At 56.8% G+C, this 16,423-nt stretch carries 15 protein-coding genes; 9 read left to right on the top strand and 6 right to left on the bottom strand.

From position 1 onward, the window contains the following. Nucleotides 1-303 precede the first annotated feature (303 nt). The 3 genes from ACR0NJ_RS19905 to ACR0NJ_RS19895 all read right to left on the bottom strand — a co-directional run bounded on the left by ACR0NJ_RS19905 (nt 304) and on the right by ACR0NJ_RS19895 (nt 1,838). A complete protein-coding gene (locus ACR0NJ_RS19905) occupies nt 304-945 on the bottom strand; it encodes a LysE family translocator (protein WP_480818832.1) in 642 nt (213 codons plus the stop codon). Between the two features lie 32 nt (nt 946-977). Further along, nucleotides 978-1,301 (bottom strand): anthrone oxygenase family protein, encoded by a 324-nt coding sequence (locus tag ACR0NJ_RS19900; protein WP_480818831.1) that lies wholly within the window; start codon nt 1,299-1,301, stop codon nt 978-980. 147 nt (nt 1,302-1,448) lie between these two features. Beyond that, nucleotides 1,449-1,838 carry a hypothetical protein gene (locus tag ACR0NJ_RS19895; RefSeq protein WP_480818830.1) on the bottom strand — a complete coding sequence of 130 codons (390 nt, stop codon included), beginning with the start codon at nt 1,836-1,838 and terminating at the stop codon, nt 1,449-1,451. Nucleotides 1,839-1,924: 86 nt separating this feature from the next. On the opposite strand from ACR0NJ_RS19895, the gene ACR0NJ_RS19890 reads away from it, so the two are divergent. The 3 genes from ACR0NJ_RS19890 to ACR0NJ_RS19880 all read left to right on the top strand — a co-directional run bounded on the left by ACR0NJ_RS19890 (nt 1,925) and on the right by ACR0NJ_RS19880 (nt 4,943). Further along, nucleotides 1,925-2,551, top strand: a complete 627-nt coding sequence (locus ACR0NJ_RS19890) for a TetR/AcrR family transcriptional regulator (RefSeq protein ID WP_480818829.1) — start codon at nt 1,925-1,927, stop codon at nt 2,549-2,551. Further along, complete coding sequence (locus tag ACR0NJ_RS19885; RefSeq protein WP_480818828.1) at nt 2,544-2,846, top strand: chorismate mutase; 303 nt, start codon at nt 2,544-2,546, stop codon at nt 2,844-2,846. The genes ACR0NJ_RS19890 and ACR0NJ_RS19885 overlap by 8 nt, the downstream gene beginning before the upstream one ends. 498 nt (nt 2,847-3,344) lie before the next feature. Next, nucleotides 3,345-4,943: a hypothetical protein gene (locus ACR0NJ_RS19880; protein WP_480818827.1), complete on the top strand. Its 1,599-nt coding sequence runs from the start codon at nt 3,345-3,347 to the stop codon at nt 4,941-4,943. Between the two features lie 455 nt (nt 4,944-5,398). On the opposite strand, the gene torT is transcribed toward ACR0NJ_RS19880, so the two are convergent. Next, complete coding sequence (torT, locus tag ACR0NJ_RS19875; protein WP_480818826.1) at nt 5,399-6,340, bottom strand: TMAO reductase system periplasmic protein TorT; 942 nt, start codon at nt 6,338-6,340, stop codon at nt 5,399-5,401. Nucleotides 6,341-6,377: 37 nt separating this feature from the next. Between torT and ACR0NJ_RS19870 the strand changes: the two genes are divergently transcribed. Beyond that, the gene (locus ACR0NJ_RS19870; RefSeq protein WP_480818825.1) at nt 6,378-9,158 is read left to right on the top strand and encodes an ATP-binding protein; all 2,781 of its coding nucleotides are present in this window, start codon (nt 6,378-6,380) and stop codon (nt 9,156-9,158) included. Here the strand turns inward: ACR0NJ_RS19870 and ACR0NJ_RS19865 are convergent. Beyond that, complete coding sequence (locus tag ACR0NJ_RS19865) at nt 9,131-9,835, bottom strand: response regulator (protein ID WP_480818824.1); 705 nt, start codon at nt 9,833-9,835, stop codon at nt 9,131-9,133. The genes ACR0NJ_RS19870 and ACR0NJ_RS19865 overlap by 28 nt on opposite strands. 114 nt (nt 9,836-9,949) lie before the next feature. Between ACR0NJ_RS19865 and ACR0NJ_RS19860 the strand changes: the two genes are divergently transcribed. The 4 genes from ACR0NJ_RS19860 (at nt 9,950) to ACR0NJ_RS19845 (ending at nt 14,596) form a co-directional block, all read left to right on the top strand. Further along, the gene (locus ACR0NJ_RS19860; protein ID WP_480818823.1) at nt 9,950-12,619 is read left to right on the top strand and encodes a molybdopterin-dependent oxidoreductase; all 2,670 of its coding nucleotides are present in this window, start codon (nt 9,950-9,952) and stop codon (nt 12,617-12,619) included. Nucleotides 12,620-12,701: 82 nt separating this feature from the next. Beyond that, nucleotides 12,702-13,799, top strand: coding sequence for a GTP 3',8-cyclase MoaA (gene moaA / locus ACR0NJ_RS19855; RefSeq protein WP_480818822.1), 1,098 nt, complete (start codon nt 12,702-12,704; stop codon nt 13,797-13,799). A gap of 29 nt (nt 13,800-13,828) precedes the next feature. After that, nucleotides 13,829-14,263, top strand: a complete 435-nt coding sequence (locus ACR0NJ_RS19850) for a pseudoazurin (RefSeq protein ID WP_480818821.1) — start codon at nt 13,829-13,831, stop codon at nt 14,261-14,263. 18 nt (nt 14,264-14,281) lie between these two features. Next, nucleotides 14,282-14,596: a carboxymuconolactone decarboxylase family protein gene (locus ACR0NJ_RS19845; RefSeq protein ID WP_480818820.1), complete on the top strand. Its 315-nt coding sequence runs from the start codon at nt 14,282-14,284 to the stop codon at nt 14,594-14,596. Nucleotides 14,597-14,842: 246 nt separating this feature from the next. Here ACR0NJ_RS19845 and ACR0NJ_RS19840 read toward each other — a convergent pair whose 3' ends face one another. Next, nucleotides 14,843-15,346 (bottom strand): Lrp/AsnC family transcriptional regulator, encoded by a 504-nt coding sequence (locus tag ACR0NJ_RS19840; protein ID WP_480818819.1) that lies wholly within the window; start codon nt 15,344-15,346, stop codon nt 14,843-14,845. A gap of 107 nt (nt 15,347-15,453) precedes the next feature. Here ACR0NJ_RS19840 and ACR0NJ_RS19835 point away from each other — a divergent pair, with 107 nt between their 5' ends. Further along, the gene (locus ACR0NJ_RS19835) at nt 15,454-16,347 is read left to right on the top strand and encodes an EamA family transporter (protein ID WP_480818818.1); all 894 of its coding nucleotides are present in this window, start codon (nt 15,454-15,456) and stop codon (nt 16,345-16,347) included. The last annotated feature ends 76 nt before the right edge of the window (nt 16,348-16,423 follow it).

The raw sequence follows: 16,423 nt of genomic DNA, 5'->3' as shown, positions 1-16,423 counted from the left end.
CAACCGCCACGCAAACAGGCCGGACACACGACTGTACTGACAGACCATCGCAACTACAGAAATCTCTTGCAATGCAGGAGCCATCCACACATGCCGTTGGGAGCCCGTTGGTGATGCTGCAATGCATCCAGTCAGAAGAGACGTTCGCTGTAGTGGCGAAATTTGGCAACTTCCAAACTCACAATCCACGGGACAAAGCGCCATTTCACTGCAGCTACGCCAAGGTCCGCTTCACTTATTTGGGCTGGTCGACAGCGATCGTCTTCTCGGCTACCAACCTTCTGGTTTTTTTGCGATTGAGACCTACACATTGGCGCGCTTTAAGAAAGTCAACGCAAGACCCAGGGCGACGAGAAGACTGCCACATACCCTGTCGATCCAGAGCGCCCCGCGATGGTTGAGAAACTGAACTGCATTCACGCCCAGGCCCGCATAGGCGGCCATGACGATCACATCGACTGCGATGAAGATCAGTGCCAGCGTCACATACTGCCGAAACATAGGTTCTGTTGGCATAAGGAACTGCGGTAGGAATGCCGTGAAGAACAGGTAGCCCTTGGGGTTTGTGACCGCGACAAGAAAGCTTTTTCTTAAGACTGCAGTGTTGTTGCGAAGCGCACACGGTCTCTTGTTCTCGGATGGATTTGCGACCGGTCCCAACTGACCGGATGATCGCATCATCTCTACGCCCAGCCAAACGAGATAAACAACGCCGATCCATTTGACGATGCTGAACCAAAACGCTGACGCGGCAAGAACAGCTCCGAGCCCTAATCCGGCTGCCGTGATCAGAACAGCATCAGAGATAGCAGCCCCGGCGATACCGTAACCTGCCGTAGCGATACCGAACCGTGATCCATTGGACAAGGCAAGCAGAACAGTCGGACCGGGTGTCATGACGACAATAAGTGCCAGAAGGGCAAATGTCAGAAGAGACAATTCCATCACGCGGACTCCAGGTTTAGAAAGAAAATGGCCTAGCCGGTCAGGATTAGGCAAACCCCGCTCACAATGGTGCGAAGAAAGTTCCAGACCTGCCAGGAGGCCGAGTAGCTTTGCCAGATATTTTGGGCGGCCCCGATATCGGCTGGCACAACGACGTCTGTCAGGGCTTCATTCATCGGCACATTCACCGACGCTGTGACGAAAAAGGCTCCGACGATGTACAGAATGGCAGCCAGTCCAAAGAGCACGGCAAATTTTTTTCTGGTCTGCCGGGCGGCGATGATGGCCGTTGTGCCCAGAACGACCGGTGTCAGGAAGAAGGCCGGGAAGAAAAACCGCGTTTCGGACCGAAGCATTCATCGCTTGCATCGCTGCAATGGCTGTTCGTGGGTCCGTCGCGTCCAGACCCCACATCGTTGAACAGACCCAGGCATAGAAGAACCCGAAGATAGCACCGACGCTTAGGAGTGAGAGCATCGACATAGGCATAAGCAACTGAGCCATCAGACCTGCTCCGCAACGGTTTCCTGTTGTGGGCGCGCAACTTTTACAACCGATGCAAATATGACCAGCGCAGCCAATTGGCCAAGCAATACCGCCGGGTAAATCAGACCGAAATGTGAGTCAAAGTACTTCTGCGGTCCGAACGAAACCAGGGCCAAGAGCGCGGCGAGAACGCTCAAAGTGCGCCCTGCCCGACTGCCCAGCGGTTGCACGATGATAGCCGCCAGAGCGACAGACATCGCGACTCCAAGAAAAGGAGCAATACCGAACAAAGGCGTGGCGACGGGCGGGTGGGGCCTGACCCCGGCATATAAGGCGGACAGCATAATCCCTTGCAAAACAATGAGCGTTGCCAGGGCGGCGATGACGTGACGACTTGATTGTTCCATTTGCTTCTCCAAAGCGTAATTTTGATTACGGTTGTATAAATCCGTAATGTTAGTTACGGTTTCTGTCAACGGGCTGGAGAGTAATTTTGAGAGAAGAGAAACGATCCCTGCGTCAGCAACAGATCGAGGCGGCTGCCTACGAGGTTCTGGAGGCAAAGGGGTACAGTGGAACATCCATGCAAGGCATCGCCAAACAGGCCCGCGCCTCGAATGAGACGTTGTACAACTGGTATGGGGATAAGCAGGGACTATTTCGTGCCCTCGTCACGCGCAATGCTGAAGAAGTGAAGTCCCATCTGGAAGCTGAATTGGAAACCGACCATGACGCGCTTTCAATTCTGGGAACGTTGGGCCCGAAGCTTTTGGATCTGCTGACAGGTGATCGCGCTGTTGCCCTCAATCGAGCCGCGGCGGCTGATAGCAGCGGTGAGCTTGGTGCGACGCTTTCAAAGGCCGGGCGCGAATCCGTGTTTCCCTTGTTAGAGCAGGTGCTGCTTCGTGCACGTCGCGAGGGTCAACTGCACTTTGAGACATCAGGAGAAGCTGTTGGCCTCTATCTGGACCTGTTGATCGGCGACCAGCAAATCCGGCGTGTGATCGGGCGACTCCCAGCTCCAACAGCGGAATTTTGTGTGGCGCGCGCTCAGAGGGCTGTGAGCCTTCTTCGCCAGCTCCTTAGCAACCAAGTTACTACTGAGGAAAATCATGAGTGAACTTATTCCGCCCGAGGCCTGCAAAACCATGGCAGAGCTTCGCGCTCAGATCGACGCCATTGACGTCGAATTGATAATCCTTCTGGCCACCCGCACCGGCTACATCGACCGTGCTGTCGATTTGAAGAAGATCGAAAGCTTGCCTGCAAGGACGACGGATCGCGTGGCCGAAGTGCTTGAAAAAGTTAGCAAGATTGCGTCCGGGAAGCGACTGGACCCCGAACTGGCCCGAAGACTCTGGGGCGAACTCATCGAGTGGTCTATTCAGCGCGAGATTAAAGAGCTTGGGGCCTAGCGAGAAATATGGCCAAACAATACAGCGGCTTAGAATCCAACCTGAGAAACATCATCGAACTGCCTTTGGTGTTGTAACATTTTTAGCGGTCCTCGGAAGAGCACGCGTTAGCGCGAAGTGCAGAATTTGTCAAAATGGACTCCTTGCCGAGCTTAGAGCAAGCGCGGAATCTTCGCAGCAAGCGGACCCGTTTTAGAACTGGACGGCCCAATGCTGCCATTGGCCCTTTCACTCAGACGCCACGCAAGCGGGCCGAAAGCGGACCTTGATTTACAATCCATGTTCTCAATTAATTGGTCTAAAGCACTGCCCTGAGACATTGGGATAGAAACGCTGCTATAGTTTCATCCTAGCAAGGCACGCCTCGGATCATTTACCAGAATGGCACTATTTCTAAGCCGACCGCCTGCGAACGTAACCGCACGGTCCGGAGAGGATATAAAACTTGCCATATAATCAGAAGCGCCGCAGATTATAGCTTTAGCTTAAGGTCAAATTTTGGATTTTATTGCATTCGGCATAACGCTTCTCGCGACACTACCGATTCTGGCATGGATGAAGGTAGTGATGTCAGCCCGCATCCAAAAACTAATGCTGTCGGAGTCCCAGGATGTTGGTGAGTTGCCAGCGCTTTTGGACGAACGTGAGGCAGTTCCGGCCTCGACACAGCCCAAAATCAACGTAGTGAGTCTTGAAACTGGATTGCAAAAGGTTGGTGACACACGGCGCGCCATCGTGGCAGAGACCCGCAGATCCACCAATTCGTTTTTCACAAAAATGTTGCGGCAAGATGTGCTGGCCAGCCTGGGGTACATTCTTTTTCCGACGATCGCCGGACTGGTCGGCAGTCAAGCAACGCCTCCCTACGTGGAAGTGCTGGTCGCCTTGAGTCTGCCGGTTGTTACAATTTGGGCAGTTTCTTCGGCACGGCTGCTTGTCACATTCCTTTTAGGGCTTTACCGCAAATCGACCTATCGGAAACCACGTGGTGTAAGGCGATTGGATCGAACCCGCAGGTCTGTTTGGCTTATCCTGTTTGGTTGGTTCGTCGTCGTCTTGCATCCGGTTTACGGCCTTGTCGCGCTTTGCGTTGCCATAGTGACTTACGGCATCCTTTTGTACGATGCGCAAATCATCAGCGGGCTGCAATTCGCTGCCCTCTTTCTTGCGATGGCTGGCCATGTAGTTCTGATCAGGAAACTGTATCGCACGCAGGATGCGGCAAAGAACAGGCGATTGCTGATTTTGCGTGTTTTTGACATTGATCGCAGTGCATTCCTGACATTTGATTTTCTACTGAGTTACTGGCGTCATTTCGGAAGCAGCTTTACCGTTATTGACCCAGCCTATCTGCGCTATCAGTACCGAGGCGTTTCGAGTCGGAATGTAGCTGTTACGTTTTGGACACTTTACGGAATTCAGGCTTTTCTGGGTATTTCCTGGGCGTTATTCGGTGCCTCACTCATCTACTATGTGGATGTTGATACGTTTATGTTCCTGACTAGGGTTTTTGATCTGGTCGATCGCGTTCCGATCATGGGTTTCATCGTAGCTATGCCGTTTGCAATTGTTGCGGTAATTGTCGGCTATCTCATTGCATTCGCCGTGGTTTATCATCGTGCTCCCGCTCAGTTCGCCAAATCCAGTGAACAAATTGAAGAACGCATAAGTACTCTAATGCGGCACCCGCGAAAGTTCGACCGGACATTCAAGGATTTGCACATCTATTGTCTTGATAACACCTGGCGCATCGCCGTCGCTGAATTTGTGACCGGGGCGGATGTTGTTTTGATGGATTTGCGGGGGTTTTCAGCCGAACGGAAAGGGTGTGAATACGAGGTCGACTTCCTGTTTGACTCAATCTCAATTGACCGGATTGTTTTTGTCGTGGATGCCGCAGCAGGTTCAAAGGCGGTCGACGAAACCAGAGATTTGATTTTCCAGAGGTGGGAACATCTAAGGCAGGGTTCGCCCAACCTGAACCTGGTCGATCCGGAAGCAAAAATTTATGCTGTCAGCGATCAAACCAGCACGGACGTACAAAACCTGGCTGATCACTTGATGACCGCAAGTGCACCTCGAGGTGCAGTCAGATGAATTTTCGGCAACCTCAGGAATTGCGGCGAGGCCCTCCTTTGCCCGCCACAAAGATCGCGATGCTACGAAAGCGGCGGATCTTGTCAGTCTGATGGTGTTGGCCCATAGACGACCTTTGATCTGGTCTTCAGATCCTGTGTTGCAGCCCACATAGCTACCGTATACTGCATCTGAGAAACAGAGTTGAACTGATGAGTTTTGTTCGAATGCAATGACTTTGATTTACGAAAGTAGGAGTCTGATGGGCAAGACATACCGCATCCAGATGCAGCCTCGTCGACACGGATCGTGTGTGAATGAGCGAAAGCACTGGCGTCGAAATACGACCGCCGACAGAACTGAGCTTTGTAGTAGTGGATTCTGTTAGACGGTTTTTGCATGCAGGCCCTGCCGAACATGCCGCCGGATTTTCCCGAGCGACCTCACTGATGTATGATGGCCATCTTTCCGCAGGCTCAATGAATGCTCGGAAAGTACTCCGCAGGCGAAATACGTATTTCGGCCAAATCTGTGTCTGAACGATTTAGAAGAACGATGTCAGGCCCGATCAGCCCTGCTCGCTCTCCGGAATGCAAAACAGCCACAACCTGATCAAGCGCCATAATCCCCTGTTGGGCCGGATCATCAAAGGGAGCTACCAGAACTTTGCCATTCATGAGACCTCGAATGACTGTGTGGCTGATATAGGTCGCAATCAACCGGGGTGGGCTCGGGTTGTTGGAGTGCATTACACTGCCAATCGCCGCTTCGATCGCGGGGGCGCTGCCGATCAGATAATCTGCATCAGGATAGCGTTCCAAAGCCGTTTCGACCTGCGCCAATTGCTGACTAAGGCCGGTGTCAGCACCAAAGACTTCAAGGATTGTTACCTCGCTGCCGCTCAAGCCGTCGCGTAGCCCGGCCTCCAGCGGACCCGTCCAACCGGCTTCTGACGGGCCCGAAATGAAGATCGCGGTTTTGGGTGGCGATCCGTCCGGATGCAGCTTGGATAAATGACGCCCAACGGCGTGTCCCATATCCTGCCAGTCGACACCAATGCGTCCGCTCAACGCATCCGCATGAAGCTCGTTGACCAGACCAAGAACAGGGGTCCTCTGCGCTGCCTGTTCTATTGCGGCGATCAGATCCGCGTGATCGGATGTCACCGCACCGATGAGGATCGCATCTACGCCCTGCTCGATGCAGGTATCAATCTGACCGATCTGCCGGGACCGGGCGCGGTAGCCGCCCGCCTCGTAGAACAGCAGGTCCAATCCCAACCGCTCAGCCTGCTGTTCCAGGCCATAGCCGACGCTTAACCAGTATTCATCCTTGAAATGGGGAACAAGCACACAAACCAGTGGCCGCGGACCTGCCGTGGCGATGGACCAGAACGCGACACAAAGTCCGGTCGCCAAGATTGAACCAACCCAGATGGCCCCGTAGTGTCTGACAATGCGACGGACGAGATTTGACACGCGGCTGATCCAGATCCTTTCAGCAATGGGGGCGCTTGCCATTATGGTGGGTATCGTCGCGATTGCCGTCAACCGATATCTCATACGCACGCAGAACGAGCTAATCGAAACCAACCTGCCCGCGATTGAGCTGGCCAGTCGGATCGGTGCCTCTGCCGAAGTTGTCGGAACGCTCGCCACGGCATTCACGCAGGCGGATACCAGCGATGATCTTGATCGCATTTCAGTTGCGCTTGGCCAGACCGTCGAAGGCATCGAACGGGGGGTTCAGGCCTTGCAAGGCATGACCCTCGCTATGGCGGGCACAGGGCCAGAATCTCGTGCCAGCGAAATTGTCGCCCAAATGGCCGAGAACGGTCAGCAGGAGTTGCGACTTGCCACCCGGACCGCGGAACAAACAAACGAGATCATCCAACTAGCGGGCCAACTGGATTCGCTCATCAGCGACGAGACCGATCTGGCGCGTCTGAGGATAACAGCGGGCATCGTAGGGATCTATACCGAGTCTGACGGCGACCCGCGCCCGGCGCTCGACGAGCTTGCGGATCGCCATTTCTTTGCCTTCGAACGGTTGACCGAACTTGCAAACGTGGTTGATGCGATCCGGCTGAAGCTGCAGCAGGTACAGATGATTTCCGCATCGGATGCGCTGGCGGATCTGCGCGCCGAGCTCTCTGATCGTCTGACTTTGGCCGATCGCCGGATCCGTTACCTACCGACCCCTACGGCGCGGGAGGCAGCACAGGTTGCGCTGCACCAGCTGCACGAGGCCATTGCACAGGATGGGTTGGTCGATCTGCAGCGGGACAGGATCACTTTGCAGATGGCGATTGCAGATGACAGCCAACGCCTGCAATCCATGATCGCCAGTCTGTCGTCGCAAGCCCGACAGGCTCGTGACGCCGTGCAGGCCCAGGGGGTCGCTCAGATTGCAGCTGCGGAACGGCAGTCGTCGGTGATGAACATCGCACTGCTTGTGGTGGTCGCTGCTGCGGTGATCACAGGTTCGATCTTGTGGCTTTACGCCCGGCGGCAGCTAGTCGCCCGTCTGGGAGAGCTGGCCCGACGCATAGTAGCCGTGGCGGAAGGGGACTACGGCGCTCCGATGCAGATCAGTGGCCATGATGAGATCGGGCGTATGGAAAAAGCCCTCAACATCCTGCGGCGCCGTGCAAGCGAAGCTGCCGAACTGCGCGAATACCTGGAAGAGGCGGTGATCGCACGTACCGGCGATGTCGTTGCCGAGATGCAGGCCTCGGATGCGGCGCGCACCGAAGCCGAAGCAGCAAACCGCAGCAAGACCGAGTTTCTCGCCCGGATGAGTCATGAAATCCGCACCCCCCTGAACGGTATTATCGGGATGCTGGGGTTGCTGGAGACCGAAGTGACGGACAAGGCCTGGCAAGACCGGGTGCGAACGGCACACCGCTCGGCCCGCGAATTGCTCGAGATCACCAATGACATTCTGAACTATGCGAGCAGTGAAGACAGCGGCAATCGCACGAACCCTTTGCATTTTCACCTGCGCGATCTGGTTGGCCAGCTTGGTCACCAGTTGCAGTCGCTGGCCGCAAAGACAGGGCTGGAAACCGTTGTCGAACTCACAGAGCCCGCGCCCCCGGTGCTGTTCGGCGATGTTGTGAAGATCCGCCAGATTTTGGGCAACCTGATTTCGAACGCGGTCAAGTATACCAAGCGTGGGACCGTCACGCTTACTGTGGACCATGCGATGGCGGATGACACTGGACAGCCCGTTGTCAGTTTCACGGTGGCCGACACCGGAATTGGTATGACACGCGAGGCGATCGCCCAGGCGTTTGATGCCTATATGCGGACAGCAGCCGTAAAGCGCGCAGGTATTGAGGGGCTTGGCTTGGGTCTTGCCATCTCGCGTAATCTGACCGAAGCGCTCGGTGGCGTGCTGAGTGTCGAAAGTGAACCCGGCGTCGGCACCCGATTTACTCTGACCGTCCCGTTGATGCCGGGCGATGCCGATCGCGTGGCCGAAGACGAAGCCCACTTGTCCGAAGCTGATATCAATAGCAACGTGCTGGTGATCGACGACCATGCCGTGAACCGTATGGTGGCACGGGGGTATCTGGAGCGGCTGGGCTGTCAGGTGCAGGAAGCCGAAACCGGAATGGCAGGATGGAAGTGCTGCCATGACAATCGCTTCGATTTGGTCCTGATCGATCTTGATTTGCCGGACATGCGGGGCGAGGAGGTGGCCGCACGGATCGGCACCGGGGAATACGTGCCCATGCTGGTCGCGTTGACGGCGCATCTGATTGACGACACGGAACAGAACCGGGCTCGGCTGGGTGTTGCACGCATTCTGGCCAAGCCGATCTCGCCCCGAGCTTTGACGGAAGTTCTTTCGCCCGACAGCCCGACCGAACCGCCCCGGCATGAAACCGCAGTTCTGGACAGTCTGCGCAGCGATATTTCAGATCTTGGCCCCGAAACAACCGGGCTGATCGTATCCGAGTTTCTGCACGCATTGCCCGAGGCGGTCGAAGTGATCAAATCCGCACGGCCCGAGCAGCAACGCAAGGCTGCCCATCGGTTGAAAGGCGCTGCCTCGAACTTCCGGCTTGAAGCCCTGTGCACGCTACTTGCCGAGTTGGAGGCCCAAGACGGTGCTGCCAGCGAAGCCCTGTTGGATCGGGTTTGCGCCAGTGCCAAGACTGCGGCGGCTACCCTTGAAGCGGCTGCAGCAGCGGCGGGGCTTCAGGTCGAGGCCGGGTCAACGAAGTGATAGCCCTGACCATGTTGGGTCAGAATCCATTCGGGATTGGCCGGGTCTTTTTCCAGCTTCTTGCGCAGCCGTCCGACCACCACATCGATCATCCGGTCATTGGCGCGGCTTGAGCTGCGGCCGATCAGCTCGGACAGCCGCGCACGGCTGAGCGTCTGCCCGGGATGATCGGCCAACGCCGTCAGGATGGCAAATTCTTGCGGTGTGAGCGTTTCTGTTCTTGCGGCCGAGACCAACCTGTGCCGAATGCGGTCAAAACACCAAACACCAAACAATTCGACCGGCGGAGGGCCCTCGGGAGCCTGCCCGATATCCGCAATCCGAGCCAGCAGATTTTTCACACGGGCCGCCAACTCGCGTTTGTCGAAGGGTTTGGTCACATAGTCGTCGGCACCCATTTCCAAGCCGACGATCTTGTCAACCTGATCATCGCGGGCTGTCAGCAGGATGATACCGACCCGGGACTTCGCCCGCTGTTCACGGGTGATCGTCAGACCATCCTTTCCATCCATATTGATATCGACGAGCAACAGGTCCGGCGGATCGTATTCGATGATGCTTTCCATCGCGTCCGCATCTTCGGCCATGCTAACGCGATGCCCCTGCTCCTGCAGATAAGCGGCAAGTCGCATTCGGGTTGTGCGATCGTCTTCGACGATAAGGATATGCTGCGCCATAGGCCGCTTTTACATTTCTTTACATATTCGGACAACCGCAGTTGTGCGCAATCAAGGTGACAGCTTCACCCAAAGAATAATGTGCACCCAGACGCCAGCCACAGGAGGTCCGATATGTCTTTCTCAACGCCAACACGCCGCGCCTTTTTGCAAGGGGGTATCGCCACCTTTGGCGCAACCGCTCTGATGAATTCCACGGCGCTTGCAGCGCTTGACCCCAACTCGTTCGGGGGGCGCACGTTCCACGCGACCCACTTTGGTCCGTTTGAGGCCGTGGTCCGCGATGGCAAACTGATCGGCATCAACAAAATCATGGAGCTTGACGCCCGTCCCACTGAAATGCTGGCCTACGGCGTCATGGACCGGACCTATGACAAGAGCCGGATCAACTATCCGATGGTACGTAAATCCTATCTGGAAGGTTGGGAAAGTGGCGACATCAAGCCCGAACTGCGTGGCAAGGAAGAATATGTCCGCGTCGATTGGGATACCGCCTGGAGCCTGACCGCCAAGGCGCTGCTGGATACCGCGACCAATCACGGCAACGAGTCGATCTTCAGCTCGTCCTATGGCGGCTGGTCGAACGCCGGTGTATTCCGTCCGAATGTTCTGCAAGGACGTCTGATCAACCTCATGGGCGGCTGCACGAACACCGCAGGCGACTGGTCGGCCGGCGCGGGTCAGGTCTGCCTGCCGCATATCATCGGCGACATGGAAGTCTATTCCGCACAATCCGCCTGGGAAACCATCCGTGACAATACCGAACTGTTCGTGCTTGTCGGCTGTGACCCGATCAAGAACAACCGGATCGAATACCGCGTAGCCGACCACGGCATGTATGCTCATTGGGAAGAAATCCGCGACGCGGGCGTCAAGTTCATCTCAATCAACCCGCAGCGCACCGCCAGCGACGACTATCTGAACGCGGAATGGAAGCGGATCATACCGAACACCGATACCGCCCTGTTCCTGTCGATGGCTTATCATGCCCTGGAAAATGGGCTGCAAGATCAAGCCTATATGGACAAGTACACGGTCGGCAGCGACAAGTGGATTGCCTATGTGAAAGGTGAAACCGACGGCACGCCAAAAACACCCGCCTGGGCCTCGGCAATCACCGGCATCGACGAGCAGGAGATCAAGGATCTCGCCGAACTCATCGCGTCCTCGAAAACCAGCATGGCTGGTTCCTGGGCCATCCAGCGTGCCCAGCATGGCGAAATGGCCTATTGGTCGCTGGTCAACTTTGCGGCCTTGCTTGGTAAGATCGGCAAACCGGGCGAGGGTGTCGGGTTCTCGTGGCACTACGGTAACGGCGGTATGCCGCAGGGCGGCAACGCCACACCGGTCGGCATGAGTCAGGGCCGGAACTTCGTCAAGAAGATCGTACCGGCCTCGCGCATTACCGAGGCGCTGGAAAGCCCGGGCGTGGATTTCTTCTATAACGGGCAGACCAACACCTACCCCGACATTAAGATGATCTTCAACGCTGGCAACAACTTCATGTCGCACCAGCAGGATACCAACCGGCTGATCCGCGCGCTTGAGAAGGTCGAGACCATCGTCTCGGTCGATGTGTGGTGGACAGCGGCAACCCGCTGGGCTGATATCGTCATGCCTGCAGCCTCGACGCTGGAACAGGACGATATTACTTCGGGCGGCACCTATTCGAACGACCGGGTCTACGCGATGAAGAAGGTGATCGAGCCCGTTGGCGAAAGTCTGCCCGATTACGAGATTTTCGAAGGTCTGGCCGACAAGCTGGGACTGTGGGCACAGTTCACTGACAGTGAAGACAAAATGTATCACATCAAGCTGGCCTACGAGGCATCGGATGCGGCCAAGGAAACTCCGTTCGAGGAGTTCTGGGAAAAGGGCTACGCCCGGATGCCGGTTCCTGCAGAGGCCCGGAAATGGGTGCGCCACGGTGATTTCTATTCTGACCCGGACGCAAACCCGTTGCACACCGCATCGGGCAAGATCGAAATGTTCTGCGAAAATATCGCGAAGATGGAGATCGAGGATTGCCCCGGCATGCCAATGTGGATGGAGAAACACGAGTATCTCGGCAACGCCAAAGAAGGCCAGCTGCATGTCGTGTCGCCCCACCCGTGGTATCGCCTTCACAGCCAGATGGACCAGTCCGAATCGCTGCGGGGTATCTACAAGGTACAGGGCCGCGAACCGGTTCGGATCAACGCCGATGACGCCGCAAAACGCGGCATCGCCGATGGCGATCTGGTCGAACTTTACAACGACCGGGGCACCGTGATCGCCGGGGCCGTTGTCAGCGACGAGATCATGCCGGGCGTCGTCTCGATCTACGAAGGGTGTTGGCCGTCGCTGGACAGCAAGGGGCGTTGTAATTCGGGTCTGGTGAACTTCCTGACCTCTACGCAGCGCGCCTCGGGTCTCAGCGAGGCCACGTCCGCCAACACGGTCTTGATCGAAATGCGCAAATGCGAAGACCCGGAAGGCCCGAATATGGCTTATGAAAAGCCTGCGATCATCGAAGACATGGAGCTTGCTGCGATTGACGACGACAAGCTTGGTCTGGACCGGCTCGAAGCTTTGACTGCGTCTCTTTATGCCGACATGACACCGGGTGAAAAGATGTTCTTCCAGCGTTGCACCGTCTGTCACGCCCCAAGGGAAGTGACCCACTATACGCAACAACAATGGAGAGGCATCGTACCGTCCATGTTCGAACGGGCCGGTCTTGATGACGGCGAGCGCGAACTCATCATGGAATACCTGATGATGAACGCAGCCGACGCAAACTAAAACACCCAAGATCAGCGTGGCCGGGTTAATACCCGGCCGCGCTACACGTTACGAGTCTCCCATTTACATGCAGGAGGGTCTGATGCTGGACAATACGAGCAGCGGCTTCGGCGCGAATGCCGACCCTTCTGACCCGACCCACAACCAAACTGCGCACATCGGTGCATTGTCGACGGCCCGAAGCAAAGCGCGCGATCCGCTGGTCGATGGCTATGGCCGAACCGTTACCTATCTGCGTCTGTCCGTGAACGACCGCTGCGACCTGCGCTGCACCTATTGCATGGCCGAGAAGATGTCATTTCTTCCCAAGCACGACCTTCTGAGCCTCGAGGAGATGGCCCGCCTCAGCGATATTTTCATCCGACGCGGTGTCCGCAAGCTGTGCATTACCGGAGGCGAACCTCTGGTGCGTCGCGATGTGATGGATTTGTTTCGAGATATATCGCGGCATCTGCGGTCTGGCGCGCTGGATGAACTGACACTCACCACCAACGGCACATTGCTGGCGCGCCTCGCAGATGATTTGGCGGCGTGCGGGGTAAAGCGAGTCAACGTTTCGCTCGACACGCTGAACCCGGATCGATACCGCAGCCTGACCCGGCTTGGTGATATTCGCATGGTTCTGGCCGGGCTGGATGCCGCGCAGGACGCGGGTCTGAAGGTCAAGCTGAACGCAGTTGCCAGTCGTGGCGCGTTCGAAGACGAAGTCGACGATCTGATCCGCTTTGCCCATGGGCGCGGCATGGGCCTGACGCTGATTGAGGAAATGCCACTGGGCGATACTGGTCTGGATCGAAGTGACAGCGCGTTGTCCCTACGCGATCTGCAATCGGACTTGGCGCGCCGATGGACACTGAGTCCGCTAAACCGCAGCTCTGGCGGTCCGGCGCGTTACGTGCAGGTTGCAGAGACAGGCGGTCAGCTTGGATTCATTTCCCCGATGTCATGCAATTTCTGCGCGCTCTGCAATCGGGTGCGGGTCAGTTGCACCGGACGCCTTTACACCTGCATGGGCGACCAAGGATCGGTTGATCTGCGCGCGCCCCTGCGCCGATCCGAGGGCGAGGCATCGTCCACCATTCGAAGTGCGCTGTTGATGAAGCCAGAGCGCCACCGCTTCGATCTTTCGCAAATGTCCAAACCTGCTGTGACGCGCCATATGTCCGCGCTTGGTGGATGAAACTTTAGAACCTGACAAGGAAACGTACAATGAAACTCAAATCCCTGACCACCGCCACCCTGCTGGCGCTTGCCCCGATTTCGGCGCTTGCCGAAACCATCGAGGTCCAGATGCTGAATCGCGGCGAAGCGGGTGCTATGGTATTCGAGCCGCGATTTGTCTCGGCCCAGGTTGGTGACGTTGTGGTCTTCCGCGCGGCGGACAAAGGTCACAATGCTGAGACCGTCAAGGGCATGGTCCCCGAAGGCCAAGAGCCTTTTGTCGGTAAGATCAATGAAGAGATCGAGGTCGAACTGACCGCCGAAGGCATGATCGGAGTGAAATGCAAACCACATCTTGGCATGGGTATGGTAATGGTCATTCAAGTCGGCGCTGGTGACATGCCCGATGGGTTCCTTGACGCGAAAATGCCCAAGAAAGCCAAGAATGCGTTTGAAGACATTATCGCTGCAGGGACAAACTAACAGGATGGAGAGACTGAGATGACGAAAGATCTGCCCGGCGCCGCAGGGGCGCTTGCCGCAAAACATCCGACGATTTGGGATGCATATGCCGCGCTTGGATCAGCAACCGCACAGGCGGGTTCACTGACCGACCGGGAACGCCGCCTCGTCAAACTCGCGCTTGCAATTGGTGCCGCATCCGAAGGTGCCGTGCACTCGCATAGCCGCCGAGGGGTGGCCGAAGGCATCTCGGCCGAAGATATGGAGCAGGTTGCGCTTCTGGCGATCGGCCCTCTGGGCTTGCCGCGCGCTGTCGCCGCAGGAACATGGATATCGGACGTGACCGACAAGTAGTATCAACGTGGTGCCAACTTTCCGGCACCACACTTTCGGGCTGCTGAAGGGCTGGGACGGTGATTTTCCAACAAAATCACAATCAACGTTTTCCGGCCCTTTCCAGACCTTCATCCTGCCAATCATCGCAGCAGTGCAGCGTCACCGAACCGGACGTTCGCCACCACCACTAGATCGGCGTAATGCCTATGGTCAGAAGCGCGGACAAACCTGCCACTTGACTAAGGTCCGCTTTCAGTCCCGGACTTAGAGTTCGACCAATCGCTCTTCGACGGGTGACGACTGGACGATTGAAGAGTTGGTTGCGCCGAAAGGCACGATCCGGTCGATCACGGCCTCCATCTCGGCTACGTCGCGGACATGCGCCCGCGCAACGAAGCAATCCTCGCCGGATACACGATCACAAGCGACGATCTGGGTCGTTTCCCGGATGGCTTCGATCATGTTTTTCATCTCACCGGGCAGCGGGCGGGCGCGGATCAGGATCGTCAGGCCATAGCCAAGGCGCGCGGGATCGATGCGCGCGCCGTATCCAGTGATGACGCCGACATCTTCAAGACGACGCACGCGGTCCGCCACGCTGGGGGCGGACAGACCAACGCGGCGCGAGAGTTCGGCACGGGGAATACGGGCATCCGCGCAAAGTTCGCGCAGAATCGCAGCGTCGATGCTGTCGAGACCGATTTCTCCGGATCGAAGGTTATCGAGTGACCTTTCCTTCTTTCTGGCATGAAATTCGGTTACTGACATATAAGTTTCCCATATGGTGATCTGTTTTCACCTTGCATTATAGATGCATGTCAAATCAAGCCCCCGCAAACCCCGCCGTCGCCAACGCCACAGGAGCCATGTCGCGCATGTCCGAGGCCGTTCCCCCTCACGCATGGTTCGGCATATCGGCTGTCTTCCACTATCTCGGCCCGGCTTTCGCGGTTCTGCTCTTTCCGGTCGTTGGTGTGCTTGGCGTTGCCTGGTTCCGTATCGCGTCGGCTGCTTTGGTCTTTGCACCCATCACGAAGCCTTGGCGCACGTTCAAGGAATCGTCGCCCCGCGAGCGTCTGCTTCTTATTGCGCTCGGGGGCTGCCTCGCCATCATGAACAGTTCATTCTACTTGGCCCTCGACCGATTGCCGATCTCACTTGTCGCTGCAATCGAGTTCGTCGGGACCATCGGGATCGCTCTTTGGGGCCTGCGCACGGGGCGAAACTATCTGGCCTTCGCCTTCGCTATCATCGGCGTGGCGCTCCTGATAGACGTGCCATCGCTCCTGGCTGCGGATGGACCTGCCCTCACGTCTGACCTTCTGGGCCTGTTCTGGGCGGTGCTGAACGGGTCTCTGTTCGTCCTCTACATCATCCTCGGTCACAAGATTTCCGAAGGCGGCGCTTCTGGTGGTGTAGAACGTCTCGGGGCGGCCATGACGGCTGCGTTCATCTTCGTGATGCCCATCGGCTTCCTGCAAGCTCTCGACGCCTTCGGCGCACCGCTTCTGGTTCTGGCCGGGATTGCGGTCGGCATTTGCTCGTCTGTTATCCCCTATGTCTGCGATCAGCTTGCAATGGCCCGCCTGCCGCGCGCCAGCTTCGCCTTCCTGCTCGCCCTCTTGCCTGCAACCGCCACGATCATCGGCGTCATCGTTCTGCGCCAGATACCGAGTGCAGTGGATGTTCTAGGCGTGGTCCTCGTCATGATCGGAGTGGCCATCCACAAGCCCCGCACCGATGCCAGTCCCGGTGGCGGCTCAAGGTGAGTCGAACTGAAGGCATTCACTTCAAGTTAACCCCTCAGCTTCAACGGAGACTGACATATGTATTCGCTGCGTCTAT

It is taken from the genome of Ruegeria sp. F11, from assembly GCF_056533855.1.
The sequence above is the reverse complement of the archived record's forward strand: the minus strand, read 5'-3'. Positions and strand labels throughout refer to the sequence as shown.